Origin of the sequence: Hyphomicrobium sp. (assembly GCF_009026145.1) — a bacterium.
In the GTDB taxonomy this organism is placed as follows: Bacteria; Pseudomonadota; Alphaproteobacteria; order Rhizobiales; family Hyphomicrobiaceae; genus Hyphomicrobium_A.
Map to the genome: position 1 here is coordinate 106,666 of NZ_WBUE01000010.1, position 14,974 is coordinate 121,639.

15 protein-coding genes are annotated in these 14,974 nt (G+C 66.8%); 7 read left to right on the forward strand and 8 right to left on the reverse strand.

The features are described from left to right. Window positions 1-50 precede the first annotated feature (50 nt). Together F9K20_RS10275 and arfB are read left to right on the forward strand one after the other, a co-directional pair. Window positions 51-1,700 (forward strand): phytoene desaturase family protein, encoded by a 1,650-nt coding sequence (locus F9K20_RS10275; protein ID WP_367115918.1) that lies wholly within the window; start codon window positions 51-53, stop codon window positions 1,698-1,700. 4 nt (window positions 1,701-1,704) lie between these two features. Further along, on the forward strand, window positions 1,705-2,133 hold the full coding sequence (arfB, locus tag F9K20_RS10280; RefSeq protein ID WP_291000874.1) for an alternative ribosome rescue aminoacyl-tRNA hydrolase ArfB: 429 nt from the start codon (window positions 1,705-1,707) through the stop codon (window positions 2,131-2,133). A 20-nt stretch (window positions 2,134-2,153) separates the two neighbouring features. Here the strand turns inward: arfB and F9K20_RS10285 are convergent, their stop codons facing one another. Both F9K20_RS10285 and F9K20_RS10290 read right to left on the reverse strand, forming a co-directional pair. After that, on the reverse strand, window positions 2,154-3,443 hold the full coding sequence (locus tag F9K20_RS10285; RefSeq protein WP_291000876.1) for a hypothetical protein: 1,290 nt from the start codon (window positions 3,441-3,443) through the stop codon (window positions 2,154-2,156). Between the two features lie 159 nt (window positions 3,444-3,602). Next, a complete protein-coding gene (locus F9K20_RS10290; protein WP_291000878.1) occupies window positions 3,603-3,956 on the reverse strand; it encodes a hypothetical protein in 354 nt (117 codons plus the stop codon). Window positions 3,957-4,432: 476 nt separating this feature from the next. Here F9K20_RS10290 and F9K20_RS10295 point away from each other — a divergent pair, with 476 nt between their 5' ends. Then, entirely contained in the window at window positions 4,433-4,849 is a 417-nt protein-coding gene (locus F9K20_RS10295) for a DUF2147 domain-containing protein (protein ID WP_291000881.1), read from the forward strand. A 24-nt stretch (window positions 4,850-4,873) separates the two neighbouring features. On the opposite strand, the gene F9K20_RS10300 is transcribed toward F9K20_RS10295, so the two are convergent. From F9K20_RS10300 to F9K20_RS10310, 3 genes are all read right to left on the reverse strand, one after another. After that, a complete protein-coding gene (locus tag F9K20_RS10300) occupies window positions 4,874-6,715 on the reverse strand; it encodes a patatin-like phospholipase family protein (protein WP_291000882.1) in 1,842 nt (613 codons plus the stop codon). Window positions 6,716-6,904: 189 nt separating this feature from the next. Further along, window positions 6,905-7,348 carry a hypothetical protein gene (locus tag F9K20_RS10305; protein WP_291000884.1) on the reverse strand — a complete coding sequence of 148 codons (444 nt, stop codon included), beginning with the start codon at window positions 7,346-7,348 and terminating at the stop codon, window positions 6,905-6,907. Between the two features lie 25 nt (window positions 7,349-7,373). Next, entirely contained in the window at window positions 7,374-7,595 is a 222-nt protein-coding gene (locus tag F9K20_RS10310) for a hypothetical protein (protein ID WP_291000886.1), read from the reverse strand. Between the two features lie 290 nt (window positions 7,596-7,885). On the opposite strand from F9K20_RS10310, the gene F9K20_RS10315 reads away from it, so the two are divergent. Then, window positions 7,886-8,164 (forward strand): hypothetical protein, encoded by a 279-nt coding sequence (locus tag F9K20_RS10315; protein ID WP_291000888.1) that lies wholly within the window; start codon window positions 7,886-7,888, stop codon window positions 8,162-8,164. A 118-nt stretch (window positions 8,165-8,282) separates the two neighbouring features. Then, window positions 8,283-9,329 (forward strand): asparaginase, encoded by a 1,047-nt coding sequence (locus tag F9K20_RS10320; protein ID WP_291000890.1) that lies wholly within the window; start codon window positions 8,283-8,285, stop codon window positions 9,327-9,329. Here the strand turns inward: F9K20_RS10320 and F9K20_RS10325 are convergent. From F9K20_RS10325 to meaB, 3 genes are all read right to left on the reverse strand, one after another. Then, a complete protein-coding gene (locus F9K20_RS10325; protein ID WP_291000891.1) occupies window positions 9,300-10,652 on the reverse strand; it encodes a TIGR03808 family TAT-translocated repetitive protein in 1,353 nt (450 codons plus the stop codon). The two genes, F9K20_RS10320 and F9K20_RS10325, sit on opposite strands and share 30 nt — an antisense overlap. Window positions 10,653-10,722: 70 nt before the next feature. Beyond that, window positions 10,723-11,370, reverse strand: coding sequence for a pyroglutamyl-peptidase I (locus F9K20_RS10330; RefSeq protein WP_291000893.1), 648 nt, complete (start codon window positions 11,368-11,370; stop codon window positions 10,723-10,725). 23 nt (window positions 11,371-11,393) lie between these two features. Next, entirely contained in the window at window positions 11,394-12,401 is a 1,008-nt protein-coding gene (gene meaB, locus F9K20_RS10335) for a methylmalonyl Co-A mutase-associated GTPase MeaB (protein ID WP_291000895.1), read from the reverse strand. Window positions 12,402-12,563: 162 nt separating this feature from the next. Here meaB and F9K20_RS10340 point away from each other — a divergent pair, with 162 nt between their 5' ends. Both F9K20_RS10340 and F9K20_RS10345 read left to right on the forward strand, forming a co-directional pair. Continuing rightward, the gene (locus F9K20_RS10340) at window positions 12,564-13,964 is read left to right on the forward strand and encodes an alpha/beta hydrolase (protein WP_291000896.1); all 1,401 of its coding nucleotides are present in this window, start codon (window positions 12,564-12,566) and stop codon (window positions 13,962-13,964) included. Window positions 13,965-14,053: 89 nt separating this feature from the next. Then, entirely contained in the window at window positions 14,054-14,971 is a 918-nt protein-coding gene (locus F9K20_RS10345; RefSeq protein ID WP_291000898.1) for a tetratricopeptide repeat protein, read from the forward strand. Window positions 14,972-14,974: the final 3 nt, after the last annotated feature.

A 14,974-nucleotide genomic window follows, 5' to 3' on the forward strand; every position in this document is an offset into this window, starting at 1 on the left:
CGGCGCGAGCTATGCGCAGACCTCAGGATCGATCGCGAGCGGCAGCGTCCATGACGGCTGGTATGAAGGCTTCTGACATCGACGTCGCCATCATCGGTGCGGGTCACAACGGGCTCGCTTGCGCCGCCTATCTCGCCGCCGCGGAAATTAAGGTCGTGGTGCTCGAGCAGAACGATGTCGTCGGCGGGGCGGCGGTGACGGAGGAGTTCCATCCCGGCTTCCGCAACTCGGTTGCCGCCTACACGGTGAGCCTGCTCAACCCCAAGGTGATCGCCGACCTCGAGCTAGAAAAGCACGGGCTCAAGATCGTGCATCGGCCGGCAGCCAACTTCTGGCCGGTGGACGCGACGCGCTATCTGTTGATGCGACGCGGCCTCGCCGAGCGGCAGGCGGCGATCGCGCAGTTCTCGCAGCGCGACGCGGAACGATTGCCGGATTACGATGCGATGCTGGAACGCGCCGCCGACGTGCTGCGCGACTTGGTGCTGACGACGCCGCCCAACGCTGGCGGGGGCATCGTCGAGCTGATAAAGGGTGCCGGTATCGGGCGGCGCATGTTGGGGCTGAGCCTCGATGAGAAGCGCATCCTGCTCGACCTCTTCACGCGCAGCGCCGCCGACTTTCTCGCTGGCTGGTTCGAAAGCGACGTGGTGAAGGCCGCTTTCGCCTTCGACGGCATCGTCGGCAACTACGCCGCGCCATCGACGCCCGGGACGGCGTACGTGCTGCTGCACCACTGCTTCGGCGAGGTGAATGGCAAACGTGGCGCATGGGGGCACGCCATCGGCGGCATGGGCGCCATCACACGGGCGATGGCGGCGGCGGCCGAGGCGCGCGGAGTTCGCATCCGCACTGGCGCCAAGGTGCAGCAGATCATCACGCGCGGCGACGCTGCGGCAGGCGTGGTGCTGGCCGGCGGCGAGGAGGTATTCGCGCGCGCGGTGGCGGCCAACGTGCCGCCCAAGCTCCTGTTTCGCGATCTCGTGTCGGCGAATGCCGTGGCCGAGGAGACGCGCGCCCTTTTCACCGGCATGCGGACGGGCTCGGGAACCTTCCGCATGAATGTGGCACTGGCCGAGCTGCCGGATTTCACGTGTTGCCCGGGGGGGCATGCGCAAGATCACCACGGCGCCGGCATCATCATCGGCCCAACGCTCGACTACCTCGAACGCGCCTATCTCGACGCGCGCATGACCGGCTGGTCGCGCCAGCCCGTTATCGAGATGCTCATTCCCTCGACGCTCGATGAGACGTTGGCGCCGCAGGGCGAACATGTCGCTAGCCTGTTCGTGCAGCACGTGGCGCCGCATCTTCCCGGGGGGCGGAGCTGGGCGAATGCACATGAGAAGGCAGCGTTCGCCGACCTCGTCGTCGACACGGTGACCAAGCACGCGCCGAACTTCAAAAGGTCGGTGGTCGCCCGCCAGGTCCTCTCGCCGCTCGATATCGAGCAGCGCTTCGGTATGGTCGACGGCGATATCTTCCACGGTGCGCTGTCGCTCGATCAGCTGTTTTCGGCACGGCCGCGGCTCGGCTATGCCGATTATCGGCTCCCTCTCGGGGGGCTATACTTGTGCGGCTCGGGCGCGCATCCCGGCGGCGGCGTCACGGGCGCACCGGGGCACAATGCGGCGCGCGAGATCATCCGCGACTTCAAGGGCTGGCGGGGCGGGCCGTTCGTGAGCAAGCGGAAGGATTAGTGGAGTGAGCGCGCTACGCATCACCGAGAGCGTAACGCTCGACGAAGCCGAGCTCGAGGAGCGTTTCATACGCGCCTCGGGTCCGGGCGGGCAGAACGTCAACAAGGTGTCGACCGCCGTCGAGTTGCGTTTCGACGTGCGCGCCTCTCCGTCGCTACCGGGCGAGGTGCGCACGCGCCTTGCCCGCCTCGCCGGCCGGCGCATGACCGACGAGGGCGTGCTCGTCATCCGCGCCGAGCGGTTCCGCACGCAGGAGCGCAACCGCGAGGACGCGCGCCAGCGCCTCATCGAGCTGATCCGGCAGGCGTGCGTCGTGCCGAAGCGGCGCATCAAGACCAAGCCGACGCGTGCCTCCAAGGAACGGCGGCGCGAGGCAAAGGCAAAACGCAGCCGCGTCAAGCGGCTGCGCGCCTCCAGGCCCGAGCTGGCTTAGGCTCGGTGCCGGACGCTCCGCTAGTAGCGGACCCCCAAGGTGGTGAGCACCCGTTCTTCATCCTTGAACGTGTCAACGTCACGGCCATTCACGTATTCGATGCCGACGGATAGATAGTCGGAGTCGGCGGGCAGATAGTTGAGCGAAGCCGTGAAGCGGTTCACGTTCGGCAACTTGCCGGTAATCGTGCGGTGCTGATACGTCACTTCGAGACTAGTCCGCCCCAGAACTCCGCCGATCTGAGGATAGAAGGTCAGCCCAGCGTCAGCGCCAAGTGCGGTATAGGAACTGGCCTTCTTGAGCATTGCGTCAGTCCCTGGATCCTCCACATAGTCACCGCGCGCCACCAATGCCAATGCGGGCCGCACCAACAGCTCATCGGAAATCTTGAGGGGAATCCCGGTAATCGGCGTTCCGTCAGCAAGCCGCAGCGTCGGTTCGATAATGAGTTTCGTGGTTATTCGCTCGCTGGCGTGCACGTAATCAACTAGATAGGCGCCGTCGAGCGCATACGACAGTGCGTGAACATAGGTTCCGACGTTGACGACGGTGAGAGCGGCTTGCACGCCGAACGTAGCCTGATTTGTATCCGTGCTCTTCGTCTCGCCGATCGCCTTGTATTTCACGAAGGGTATGAGATAACCCATCCAGTCTGCGCACGCCGGATCCTCTTGGTGCGCCCGCTCTTTGCAGTCAGGGCCGGGCCATTCCCACAGCCGATACCCCAGAACACCGTCAATTGTAGCGGTAGCGCCTCCCGTAAGCTCATCATGCGTATACGCGACCTTGGCAAAGTCGGATTTTGCAATGGCCTTGCGGGGAAGCTTCAAATCCTTTTCCTTACCCCTGAGGAGAATGCGCTCTGGGACTTCTGACAGCCGATCTACCTTTACCGGAATGGGTTTTGGTGGCTGCCCCGGTTTGGCGGCCACGGCCCCCAGCTTGACGCATTCAACTTGAATCGGAGAGCCCTCGCGAAACCAATCGGACGCGGTCACCGCGCGGCTGGGCGCCCCAATAATGCGATACGCCTCGCCGTTGACCAAGGCCCGTGCCGTGAGCCAGCCGCTCAAGTCCTCCTTAGCGCTGCCAATAAGCTCGGCGGCCTCCTCCTCCTCCTTCGTATACACGCCTTCGCCAAACGGCCGGCCGGCGAGGATCATATACAGATCGCCCTCGTAGCGTGCGGTTGGCTCGGCTTTTCCGAGGGCATTGGCCTTGGCGCGCAACTCGTAGGGAATCTCCAGCTTCATGCTGATCTTGCGTGCTATCAGCGACTTGTCGACGGCGTATCCCGTCTGCTTGGGCATGCAGATAGTTCTCTGCCCGGCTGCATCCTTGGGAAACAGTGCGTCGATCTGGAGGTTCTGGGCTTGAGCGGAAAAGCTACATACTAGACTTATGGCGACGCCAGCGGCGCCCCCCGCGATACGCGTATACATTTGTACCCCAAGCTACTCTACTCACCGTTATGAAGTGCGTTCCGTCGCGTGGCCCATAATCTTCTTGGTCAGTTTTTTGTTCGTGTCGTTCAGAGGGATGCCAAATGTATCCCGGGAGAACGGGATCGAAATGATATTGGGATGGGCGTCGAAAATGGCGCGGTATTCCTGTTTTCGCGCGCCTTCGCACAGCAGGCGCTGCATCTTCTTCAGGATCGCATGCCAAGCATCAGGGTCAGTGATGCCAAACCCATTCTTATCAAGGTCTCCCGATGGGATGCGAGACTCGCTCCAGTGGTCTTGAGGGATGTGCGGCAACAAGGCGTCGAATGAAGCGATGGTCATGTCGGCGCGCACAATTTCGCGATTAAGAGATGTCATTGAAAGCACCTAGTCAAAAGAGAGAGCCCAAAAAAGTTAGGGTAATTGATCGGCATGCTGATGAGAAGGGGTGGCGCGCGGCAATGCAGGACGTGTGACCACGGTGCATCTGTCGAGACAAGTCGGCGCACGTTCAGCAGTCGCGGGTCTCTTGGTGGAGATGAGCCGCGTCAAGCGGCTGCGTGCCTCCAGGCCCGAGCTGGCTTAGTAGCTGGCGGGGCGCCGGACCGCGCCAATGCAGGTGTTCAGTTTCCTTTCGCCGGTGCGAAAGAGTGGCGCATGGCGCGCCAATATCGCGGCCGCTGGCATGCCTCTTGTGCATTGTCCTAACGCGTGAATCTGCACTTATCGTCGATGTGAGCCGTTGGCGCGTGACATCTGCCCGGCGCAATTTTAAGACATGATTTTCGAGATGGTGGGGTGCGCCGGATCGCCTGTGCTGGCGATTCTACAAGGACAGTCGCAGGGGAAGAACGATGACAAGGCTTGTCAAGGTGGGTGTCGCGGCGGCCGTATTGGCGGCAGCGGCGATGAGCTTCGGCGCCTGGGCCGATGAGGGACCTCTCGGCGTATGGATCGATCATACCGGACGGGGTGCGGTGGAGATCACCAGGTGCGGTGAGGCCCTGTGCGGCAAGGTCGTATGGGTCGCCGATAAGGCGAATGCCGAAGGGTGCGGTCTGGAAATTCTCGGCAACGTGAAGCCGATGGGCGACGGCACCTACGACGAGGGCTGGATCTACGATCCCGACAAAGACGCCAAGTTCGACGTCAAGCTGGTGCCGCAGGGGAACGGCAAGCTTACGGTGGTCGGCTACAAGGGCATCAAGCTCCTGAGCCAGACCTTCACGTGGACGCGCGCCCCCGACAATCTTGCGCGCTCGCCCTGCTGAACGGACCCCTTCGGTGCGTTCGCATCAGCCGCCTTGTCGGGCGGCCACTGCGGCCGCCTCCACGGCGGCGATGAGCGGATGGCGCGCCCGCTTCAAGCGCTGCACCTCCTCCAGTCCCCACCAATAGGCGTTGCGCACCAGCTCGGCATGCCGATGCCAGTCGAGGATGCCCATGTCGACCGGGATGGGCGGCACGAACAGCACGTCGCCCGGCTTGAGCTGGCGAACGAAATCGTCGCGGCCGGCCATCAGCGAGCGCATGAGCACGGTGGTGAGGCCGGGCGCGTCGGGCAGCTTGCCGCGCGTCAACGGGTTGATGCTCATGCGGATCAGCTCGGCGCGCGAGGGGAGCGTCTCGTACTTCACGTCGAAGCGCTCCAGCTCGGGGATCTCGAAGCTGACCACGACGTTCGGCCCGCTCTTCAACTGGTGCATGGTGGCGATCGGCACGTTGTCCAACAGGCAGCCGTCGACTAGCATTTCTCCTTCCGGCGTATAGACCGGCGGCAGCAGCACCGGGATGGAGGCGGAGGCGCGGATGGCCTGGAACAGATCGCCGCGGTCGTGGCGGTGCAGCTCGTAGCTCGACAGGTTGGTGGACACCGAGAAGTAGGGAATCCACAAGTCCTCGATGTTGGTGCCGGCGAAGTAGCGGGACAGCTGCGCGTCGTAGTGGCGGTGGTCGAGCAGGCTGTAGCGCGGCCACGTATAGCGCTGCATGGCGTGGTTGGTGACGAAGATGTCGTGCGTGCCGCGGTCGATGTCGTCCGGATTCTTGTTCATGGCGAAGGCGCCGGTCATCGCCGCACCGGCCGACGTGCCGCCGAGGATGTCGAACTCGAAGCCGGATTCTATCAGCGCCTTGTAGAGCCCGACGTGCGCCGCGCACAGGGCCCCGCCCCCGCAGGCGACGAGGCCCAGAGCCGTGCCGTTGATGAAGCGGTAGAGGCGGGCGATGGTGCCGCGTTCGTCGAGCGCGACGTGGTGGTGCATGGCGAGGCTGCGCCGGCGCAGCCAGCGTGCGGTTCCGCTCAAGGGCTCGCGGCGCTCGTGCACGATGACGAGACGCCGCGCCTCGGTGTTGACGAAGGCGGCGGCGAGCTGCTCGAGCGCGTTGGGCGTCGGATCGGCGCCGTCGGTCGCTACCGCCAGCACGAGGTCGGCGTGGCGGATGGCTTTCTGCGACCAGGCGGTGAGCTCGGCGTCGGCGATAAAGATCAGGTAGTCGTACGAGCTTTCCAGCTGATTGAGGGCTTGCGTCGCCTCGGCGCTATCGAGGGCAACGCCCTTGGGAAGCAGCTCGCCAGCGCGCGCCGCATCGAGCACCAGCGCGCTGGCGTTGGCCGCGAAGACGGCGGTGAGTTGCTCGAGGAAGCGCTCGGGGATGTGCGAGCCGCCGGCACGGATGATGGCCAGCGTGCGCGGGCGCGGATCGGGTGGCGCCGGCTCGTGCACGGTGGTGGCGGCGAGGCGCTGCGAAAGAGCGGTCGTCAGCGTGCGCCAGATGCCGGGGCAGCGCGCCGAGATGCGCTCGAACTCGGGCTTGCCGAGGCGCAGCACGAGGCTGTCGCGCATGGCCGAGACGGTGGCTGTGCGCACACCGCCGGTGAGGAAGGCTATCTCGCCGATCGGCTGCTCCGGGCCGATCTCGGTGAGCGGCTCGCGGCGGCCTTCGAGAGTGACCGCGAAGCGGCCGGAGATGACGATGTAGAGCGCATCGGCAGCATCACCCTGGCGGACGAGGACGTCGCCACGCTTCAGGGCGCGCGTCTCGAGCTCGGCCAAGAGGGCGGCGCGCTCGTCGGCGCCGAGCTCGGAGAAGATGCCGACGGCGGGAAGACCGGCCTTGGAAAGAAGCGAATGCATCGGCGGCTCTCGCGGCAACTGCTGCAGCATAGTCCACAGGCGCGCCGCGTGCGCGGGCAATTCGTCGACTTGGCGAACGAGATGCTGCTCGCAGTTGCGAAACTTGGCGCGGGTCGCGGGGGCGATTTGGCGGCCGACGGTCTAGATCAGTCGCGCTGCGATGCGGCACGCAGTGCGTGGGCCCTATGCCTAGGCGGCGAGCAGCTCTGCTTGTGCCGCGGCGACGCCACCTTGGCGTGTCTCGAGCGCAACGACGTTGGTGCCGAGCGCCTCGCTGAGCGCGATGAGGAAGCGCTGCGGGTTGAAGCCGCGATGCGCATTGAGGCGCAACGTGGCGGCGATGGCGATGGCCGGCGCCATCAGTGCGTGGCCATTGCCCAGCATCAGGTTCTTGAGCCGGCGGGCGCCGAACACGTCGACGAGATGACGGAAGCGAACGAAAGCGGCAAGCGCGCGCTGCGGCTCTGCGTGATGTCGGCGTTGCAGGGTGGCGCGCGCGGTGTCTAGATCGGCGTCGGTCGCCCCGCGCAGCAGGACGAGCCCGCGGCCGTCCTCGATCAGGGCGCGCATCGCGGCACCGAGATCGGCCGCGTCGACGGCCGGAATGTCGGTGAGGTCCCAGGTGATGGCCATTGTCTGCTCGCTCCAGATCCGTTCGTCAGTGGTGGCGACCGCCGCCGAAGACGGTCCACGGGTTGCCGGTCATGAGGATGATGTCCTTCGGGCGGCGGGCGCTGACCAGAAAGTCGACACTATGGCCGACCAGCTTGCCGTTGAGGTTCACGACCTCGTCCTTGGCGAAGCGGTACTTGGCGCCGTCCTCGGCCTCGATGACGCCGAAGCCGACTTTCGGGCTGAACTTCGTGATGCGTCCGTGCATGCCACTCTCCATACTGGTGCGGCCGTTTCGGGCCGTTCATGGGGGCAGAATGTCCCAGGGCGCCCGTGTCGCGCTGTTCCGGGAGTGACAGGATTTTGCCGATTTCGGCGCCCCCGCGGCGGCGCGTCAGACGGCTCGCCGAGGCCGCAATTGCGGTGTATGGAACGGGGAGCCGGCGGGGGATGCAGGGCGCTTGCGGGCCGGCCGGGGGCATTCAGTCTCGGTTCATGGCGGCGGCTCTAGGGTCGGCAAGCGATCCGGCAGAGGACGTTTACGTTAAGGTGAATACGATGACGACGGTTTGGCTGCGTGCAGCGTTTTCGGTGATGGCCGTGCTCGGCGCCGCCGCCGGGCTTTCCGCGCCCGCGCACGCCAACTGCGACTGGTATGTGAAGACGTCGCTCGAGCAGCAGCAGCGCAACCTGAAGCTCAAGTGCGGGCTGTCGGGTGCCGAGTGGTCGGTCGACAAGGGAGCGCACGCGGCCTGGTGCGCCTCGGTGAGCCCGGACGCCTCGCGCTCGACGGCGCAGAAGCGCGAGGCTGAGCTGGCCAAGTGCGCCGCAAAGTAGTTGAGCGCAGCCTCGCCCATTCTTTAGTGCTGTAGCGCCACATCCGGCTTGATCGTGCCGCCGCCCCGGCCGATGCTGCCGCCTATGGTGTGCGCATAGAGCCGGCATAGCGAGGGACATGACCGACCCCATCCTCATCGAGGTGACGCGCGGACCGCTGGTCGAGAGCTGGCATCGCGGCGCCCTCGCCCTCGCGGCGCCGTCGGGCGCCCTGGCCCTACGCCTAGGTAATGTGGAGCGGGCTGTGTATCCGCGCTCGGCGATCAAGGCGCTGCAGGCGCTGCCGCTGATCGAGACCGGGGCAGCCGACCGCTTCGGTTTCGGGCCGGCGGAGATCGCGCTCGCCTGTGGGTCCCACGCCGGCACCGAACGGCATACGCACCTCGCCGCGACGATGCTGGATCGCGCCGGGCTGACCGAGGACGCGCTCGGCTGCGGCGCACATGCTCCGCTCGGCGCCTCGGCTGCCAACGCACTGATTGCCGCCGGCGAGGCCCCGACGCAGCTGCATAACAACTGCTCGGGCAAGCACGCCGGCATGCTGGCGACGGCGGTGCACCTCAACGAGCCAACCAACGGCTACTGGGAAGCGAGCCACCCGGTGCAGCAGCGCGTGCATCGCGCACTCTCCGACCTCTCCGGGCTGCCGCTGGGCGCCGACGTGCGCGGCATCGACGGCTGCTCGGTGCCCAACTGGGCGATGCCGCTGTCGGCCTTGGCGCGCACTTTCGCCAAGCTGGCGACGGGCGAGGGCATGTCGGCAGCCCGGCGTGCCGCCGTGGCGCGCATTCTCGATGCGTGCTGGGAGCACCCCGACATGGTGGCCGGAAAAAGCCGCGCCGATACTGTCGTCATGCGCGCTCTGCCGCGGCAGGTGTTCATGAAAACGGGGGCCGAGGGCGTCTACTGCGGCGCCTTCCCCGAGCTGGGGCTCGGCTTTGCCCTGAAGATCGAGGATGGCGCCAAGCGCGCGGCGGCGGGGGCAGCGATGGCGCTCGTCGAGCGGCTCTATCCGGCGGCGCGCGGGCTGATGCCAGTGGGCGCCATCAAGACGTGGCGCGGGCTCGAGGTGGGCGCGGTGCGCTCCTCGGCGCTGTTCGAGGATGCGCTCGCCGGCCTCAATGTGTTTGGCGTTTCAAACCGACAGGTTGCCGGCGATCGATAGCAGCTTGTCATCGCCGTCGCCGTCCTTGAGCTCCGGGCCCACGGCGTGGCCGTTCCCGTCCATGGCGCGGATGGCGCCGTCTTCGGCGCCCGAGATCATGTTGTTGGCGAGTAGGCACGCGCCGGCCGCCTTGTCGGCGGAGACGAGGATGCCGACGCGCGAGGCGCGCACGAGGTTCGACGTCGCCACCACCTCGCGCATGTATGGCCCCCACCCGATGACGATGCCGGCGGTGGGTGCGCGCTCGATGACGTTGCCGGTGAGCGCCGTGTCGGCTTCCACCGTGATGCCGTGGCCGCGCTTGTCGACCGGCTCGTGCTCGCGGCGGAACAGGTTGCGCACAAGGTTGCCCTGCACGACGGCGAGGCGCCCGCCGTCGTTGAAGTTGGTGACGGTGATGCCGGTCGCCGCCGTGTCGACGAGGTTGTTGGCGATGAGCGCGCCCTCGAAGCTGAACTCGGCGTAGATAGCGACCTCGCCGAGACGCGCGCACGAATTGCCGATGATCTGCATGTCGGAGGCGGCGTTGCCGCGCACGGCACTGAAGGCGCAGTCGCTGATGCGGTTGCCGGAAACGAGCACGCTGCCGGCGCGGAATGCATTCACACCGTTGCCATTCTCGCCGCTGCCGCCACTGTCGGCCCTGATGCGCGCGATGCGGTTGCCGGCAACGATGCTGGCGTCCTCGCCCACTTCCGACCGCCACACCTGGATGCCGTTGTTGCCGCAATCGGCGATGTCGTTGTGGACGATCTCGAGTCGCGCGGCATCGAGGCTGCGGATGGCGGCCTGCATGACGTTGGAGATTGTGCAGTCGGCAATGCTGCCGGCGCAGGCGGTGAGTGAGACGCCGTTGGCGGGGCTGCGCGTTAGCGTCAGATGGCGCAGGCACACGCCGCGAGAATTGGTGATGGCGACGAGGCCGTCGACGCGGTCGAACGCCTGATAGGCGCCGTCGAGGACGAGGCCATCGAGCATGACGCCGTCGGCATGGTTGGCGGTGATGAAGGCGCCACCACCGGCGAACTCTAGCGTCGTGGCACCGACGGCGCCGATGAGGCGTGCGCCGGGGCGCAACTCCAAGGCGCCGATGCGATAGCGGCCGGCGGGAAGCTCCAGCGGCGCGCCGCGGCCCGTCGCGGCATCGAGCGCCGCCTGCAGCACCGCGGCCTGATCGGCGGCGCTGCCGGAGACGAGGCCGAAATCGCCGGCGGATACGCCGCCTGCACGTGCCTCGGTGGGGCGTGCTCCGGCGCCTGCTGCACCGGCCGCAAGACCCGCGGCAAGGCCGGCAGTAAGCACATTTCGGCGGTCGAGCGTCATGGCCTCGAGATTCCGGCTGGCTGCTGGCCGTAGCTAAGCAAGTCTGAGGCCAGCGCCGGTTAACGGAGCTTTAGGCCGGCGCGCCGTCGAGGCAGGCAGCGATGATTTCGAGGCTGCCGGCCACGGCCGCGGTCCAAGTGAGCCGGCAGGCGCGAGTTTCCTTGGCGGTGCAGGGGCTGGCGGAAAGGGCCGCCGGCACGTGGATGAAGCCCGACAGGAACGGCGTCGGCAGCTCGCGCGCGGCGGCGAGGGAGTGGTACATCAGCGCGTTGCACAGGTACGTGCCGGCGTTGTTCGAGGCGCAACACGGGAAGCCAGCGCGCGACAGCCGCGAAAGGATGCGCTCCGCCGGCAGCGTTGCGGCGAGAATGGGAGGGCCGGCGGGCATAACGTGCGCCCCATCGGGCAGCTTGCCTGTCGCGTCGCGGCGGCTCTCGCGCACGTTGCGGCCGATAAGCTCGACCTGAAAGCCGCTGACGTGATGCGAGACGCCGAAATGCAACGCCAGCCGCGGCGATACGCGCGCGAGCAAGGCCTCCAGCGTCGATGGTGCTCGGCTCCACTCGACAGGCAGTACCTCGCTGATGATCTCGTGACCGGGATACCTTCCGCGCGCCGCAGCGGCGAGCTGTGGGATCAGGTCTGCCGTGACGTTGCTGCCGACACCCGGGAAGGCGCCGAACCCGGTGAGTAGAATGGTCGGACGCGGTATGGCCACGGCACGCTCGTTCCGGCGATGGCTCAAGCCCGCACGCCGGCAAGCGCCATTATCTCGTCCACGGCCAGCGTCGGCAACAGTCGCCCCTCGCGCACCTCCGCTTCGAGGCTGGGCAGTCGTGCCGCCACGTGGGGGTTCGACTGAACGCTCGCCATGATGCGATCGTTCAACATATCGCGCATCCACGCCACGGCCTGGCGTTGCCGCCGCTGGGCGAACTCGCCCGATGCAGTCAACGCCTGCCGATGCGCCAGCACCTTCTCCCACAGTTTGTCGAGGCCCTTGTTCTCGCGCCCCGAGATGGTGATGACGGGCGGCGACCACGTCGGCGACGGCGGGTTCAAGATCTGCAGGGCGGCGCGGTATTCGGCGGCGGCGCGCTCGGCGCGCGTGACGTTGTCGCCGTCCGCCTTGTTGATGGCGATCATGTCGGCGATCTCGATGATGCCCTTCTTGATGCCCTGCAGGTCGTCGCCGCCCCCGGCCAGCAGGAGCACGAGGAAGAAGTCGGCCATGTCGGCGACGGCAATCTCGGATTGGCCGACGCCGACCGTCTCGACGATGATGACGTCGAATCCGGCAGCCTCGCACAGGGCCATGGTCTCGCGCGTCTTGCGGGTGACGCCGCCGAGCGTCCCGGAGGTGGGCGAGGGGCGAATGAAGGCCTTGGGTTCCTGCGCCAGCCGGCTCATGCGCGTCTTGTCGCCGAGGATCGATCCGCCGGTGCGCTTGGAGGTCGGATCGACGGCGAGCACGGCAACGCGGTGGCCGCTGCCGACGAGGTTCATTCCGAGCTCGTCGATGGTCGTTGACTTGCCGACGCCCGGAACGCCCGTGACGCCGAGGCGCAAGGCGCCCCCCGTGTCGGGCAGCAGGGCCTGCAGCAGTTTCTGCGCCAGGGCCGCATGCTCGGTCTTGGTGCTTTCGACGAGCGTGATGGCGCGCGCCAGCATCGCGCGGTCGCCGGAGCGGACGCCGTCGATGTAGGCGGCGAGCGACGGTCCCGTTGCGGCGGCGGTGGTGGTGCGCATTGGTGCTCCTCGAATCTGGCGACCCTGTTGATAATTGGATGAAATCGCTGTTCGCAAGCGCGGCATGCCGACGCTTATGCGCCAACCGAGACCTTGCCGTCGGCGCCGGCCATTCATAAGGTGCTCCGCGAGCGAGAAGAGGTGCACGACAGGGGGGCACCGATGCCCGCACTTTCCGGCTTGGTCGTCGCCATTCTCGGCGTTCTGCTGGCACTCATCGTTTACGGTTTCGCGTGGCGCGCCACATCGGGCAGCTCGCGGGGCACCATGATTCTGGTCCGCGTCGGGCTGCTCCTGCTGATTGCCGTGCCGACCGCCGTGATGCTGCTACTCACGCCGACGTTTGATCACGCCAAGGTTGGGCGAAAGCCGCAACTTTCATCGCCGCTCGAAGATGAGGTGCGGCGGGCGGAAGAGGACGCTAGGGCTACCGCGCGCGCGCCGTCCACGGCGGAAGTCAAGCGCGACGAGCGACTGGGCGAGGGCGAGCCTGCCGACGGCGCGGCGCCGCCGGTAGCGACAATGGCCGAGCAGACGGCGTGGGACGTGGTGCCGGTGTTCTTCGGCACCGACCGCGAGGAGCAGCCCGACGCGAAGCGGCTGCACTTCAACTCCGAGCGCGGCCGGCGGCTGCAGCTGGGGCGCGCCATGGTCACGGTGCCGAAGGCGCATGAGGTACCGAACATCGAGCGGCCATGGGTGGTGAAGATCCCGTATTTCGACGTGACGATCTACGAGGAGGCGGAGGACCCCGCCAAGCATTTCACCATGCAGGAGATCAAGAGGCTGCCACAAGACGAGTTCCTGACGCTGGCGCGCCAGCGCATCGCCGCCTCGAAGAGCTACAAGGATCACGCGCTCGTCTTCGTGCACGGCTACAACACCGCGTTCGATCACGCCGTCTATCGCACCGCGCAAATCGCCTATGACCTCAAGTTCGACGGCGCGGCGTTCCTCTACAGCTGGCCATCGGGTGGGGCGGTGGCGAGCTACACCTACGACCGCGAGAGCGCGACGGCCTCCGAGCCATACCTGCGGCAGTTCCTCGATCTCGTCGTCAAACAGACGGGGGCGAAGTCGGTGAGTATCATCGCCCACTCGATGGGCAACCAGCCGCTGCTCGATGTGTTGAAGGACATGCGCTCGGCGGCTCCGCAGGAGGTGGCGATCAACGAGGTGATCTTCGCCGCACCCGACGTCGATGCCGACAACTTCGCCAATCTTGCACAGCGCATCGAGGGAATCGCCAAAGGCGTGACCCTGTACGCCGCCTCCAACGACCGGGCACTGATCATTTCCCGCAATTTCTGGCGCAACCCGCGGGCCGGCGATGTGCCGGCGGCCGGCCCACTCATCGTGCCCGGCATCGAAACCATCGATGTCTCGGCGGCGTCGACCGACAGCTTCGCCCTCAACCATTCCGGTTACGCAGAGAACAACGATCTGTTGCAGGACATCGGTAAGCTCATACTGAGCGGCCTGCGCCCGCCCAATGAGCGGCTGCCGGCACTCGTGCGCACGTCGTCGCCGAAGGGCGATTACTGGCGCTACACGGCGCCCTAAGGGGGCCACAGCCGGGGAGTAATGCGGCGCGTCGATTGCCGCCTTTTTGAGGAATTATTGCCGTGCCTGCCCGTCAGACGATTGCATCATTGAGCAGCTTGCTGCTGCTCGCGCTGTTCTCGATCCTTGTGCACGATGTGGCCGGCGCCCAGGAGCGCTGGCCGCCGTGGCAGAGCTACGGCGAGGCGGAGGACGCGGCGCGCAAAAGAGCGCTGCGCCGCAGAGGTCCGGCAACGGATATCGCGGCGCTTAATCGGCAGATCGCGCAGATGAAGGCGGCCGGCAAGTACGCGCAGGCGGTGCCGCTGGCGCAGCGTGCCTTGGCACTGGCGGAGAAGAAGGGCGCCGACAGTCCGGAAGTCGCCAACGCGCTCGACACCTTGGCCTCCCTCTACGAGGCGCAGAACAAGTATGCCGAGGCGGAGCCGCTGCTGCAGCGCGCGCTCGCCATCCGCGAAAAGACCCCCGGACAGCCGGGCGTTGCCGCCTCGCGCGAGCGCCTGGCGGTGGCCTACGACAAGATGGGCCGGCCGGAGGACGCAAAGGCCGTGCGCGGCCGCGCACTTCTTGCCGAAAAGAGCGGCGGCGGGCGTGCCGACGACGCGGCCCAGGCGGCCCAGAAGAAGGATGCCGCGGCCAAAGCCGAAGCCGAACGCCAGGCGTCCGAGCAAGCGAAGAGGGCCGCCGAGGCCGAGCAGGCGCGCAAGGCGGCAGAGGAGGCGCGCGCCAAAGCCGAAGAGGAAAGCGCCAAAGCCGCCGCGCCCGCCAAGCCGGCGCAGCCACTGCCGAAATTCAGTGCGCGCCGCATGGCCCCGCCCCCCGCCGCCTCGCGCAATGGGGAATCGGCGCCAGCGCCGTCCGGTGACGACACCGTTTCCCGCACCTCCGAGCCAGACGCATCGCCCGACGAGATGTTCCCGGGCGCAGGCGCCCCGGTATCTCCGCCGGCGGCCGCGCCGCCCCACCGCCTCCGGAGGATGCGTTCGGAGGCGAAGGTTTCGCGGTAGCGA

Bases quoted from the DNA above. Each gene is read 5' to 3' on its own strand.
- F9K20_RS10290 (WP_291000878.1), bottom strand. From the start codon at position 3,956: ATGACATCTCTTAATCGCGAAATTGTGCGCGCCGACATGACCATCGCT.
- F9K20_RS10315 (WP_291000888.1), top strand. From the start codon at position 7,886: ATGACGACGGTTTGGCTGCGTGCAGCGTTTTCGGTGATGGCCGTGCTC.
- F9K20_RS10285 (WP_291000876.1), bottom strand. From the start codon at position 3,443: ATGCCCAAGCAGACGGGATACGCCGTCGACAAGTCGCTGATAGCACGC.
- F9K20_RS10275 (WP_367115918.1), top strand. From the start codon at position 51: ATGACGGCTGGTATGAAGGCTTCTGACATCGACGTCGCCATCATCGGT.
- meaB (WP_291000895.1), bottom strand. From the start codon at position 12,401: ATGCGCACCACCACCGCCGCCGCAACGGGACCGTCGCTCGCCGCCTAC.
- F9K20_RS10305 (WP_291000884.1), bottom strand. From the start codon at position 7,348: ATGGCCATCACCTGGGACCTCACCGACATTCCGGCCGTCGACGCGGCC.
- F9K20_RS10340 (WP_291000896.1), top strand. From the start codon at position 12,564: ATGCCCGCACTTTCCGGCTTGGTCGTCGCCATTCTCGGCGTTCTGCTG.
- F9K20_RS10310 (WP_291000886.1), bottom strand. From the start codon at position 7,595: ATGCACGGACGCATCACGAAGTTCAGCCCGAAAGTCGGCTTCGGCGTC.
- F9K20_RS10320 (WP_291000890.1), top strand. From the start codon at position 8,283: ATGACCGACCCCATCCTCATCGAGGTGACGCGCGGACCGCTGGTCGAG.
- F9K20_RS10295 (WP_291000881.1), top strand. From the start codon at position 4,433: ATGACAAGGCTTGTCAAGGTGGGTGTCGCGGCGGCCGTATTGGCGGCA.
- F9K20_RS10325 (WP_291000891.1), bottom strand. From the start codon at position 10,652: ATGACGCTCGACCGCCGAAATGTGCTTACTGCCGGCCTTGCCGCGGGT.
- F9K20_RS10300 (WP_291000882.1), bottom strand. From the start codon at position 6,715: ATGCATTCGCTTCTTTCCAAGGCCGGTCTTCCCGCCGTCGGCATCTTC.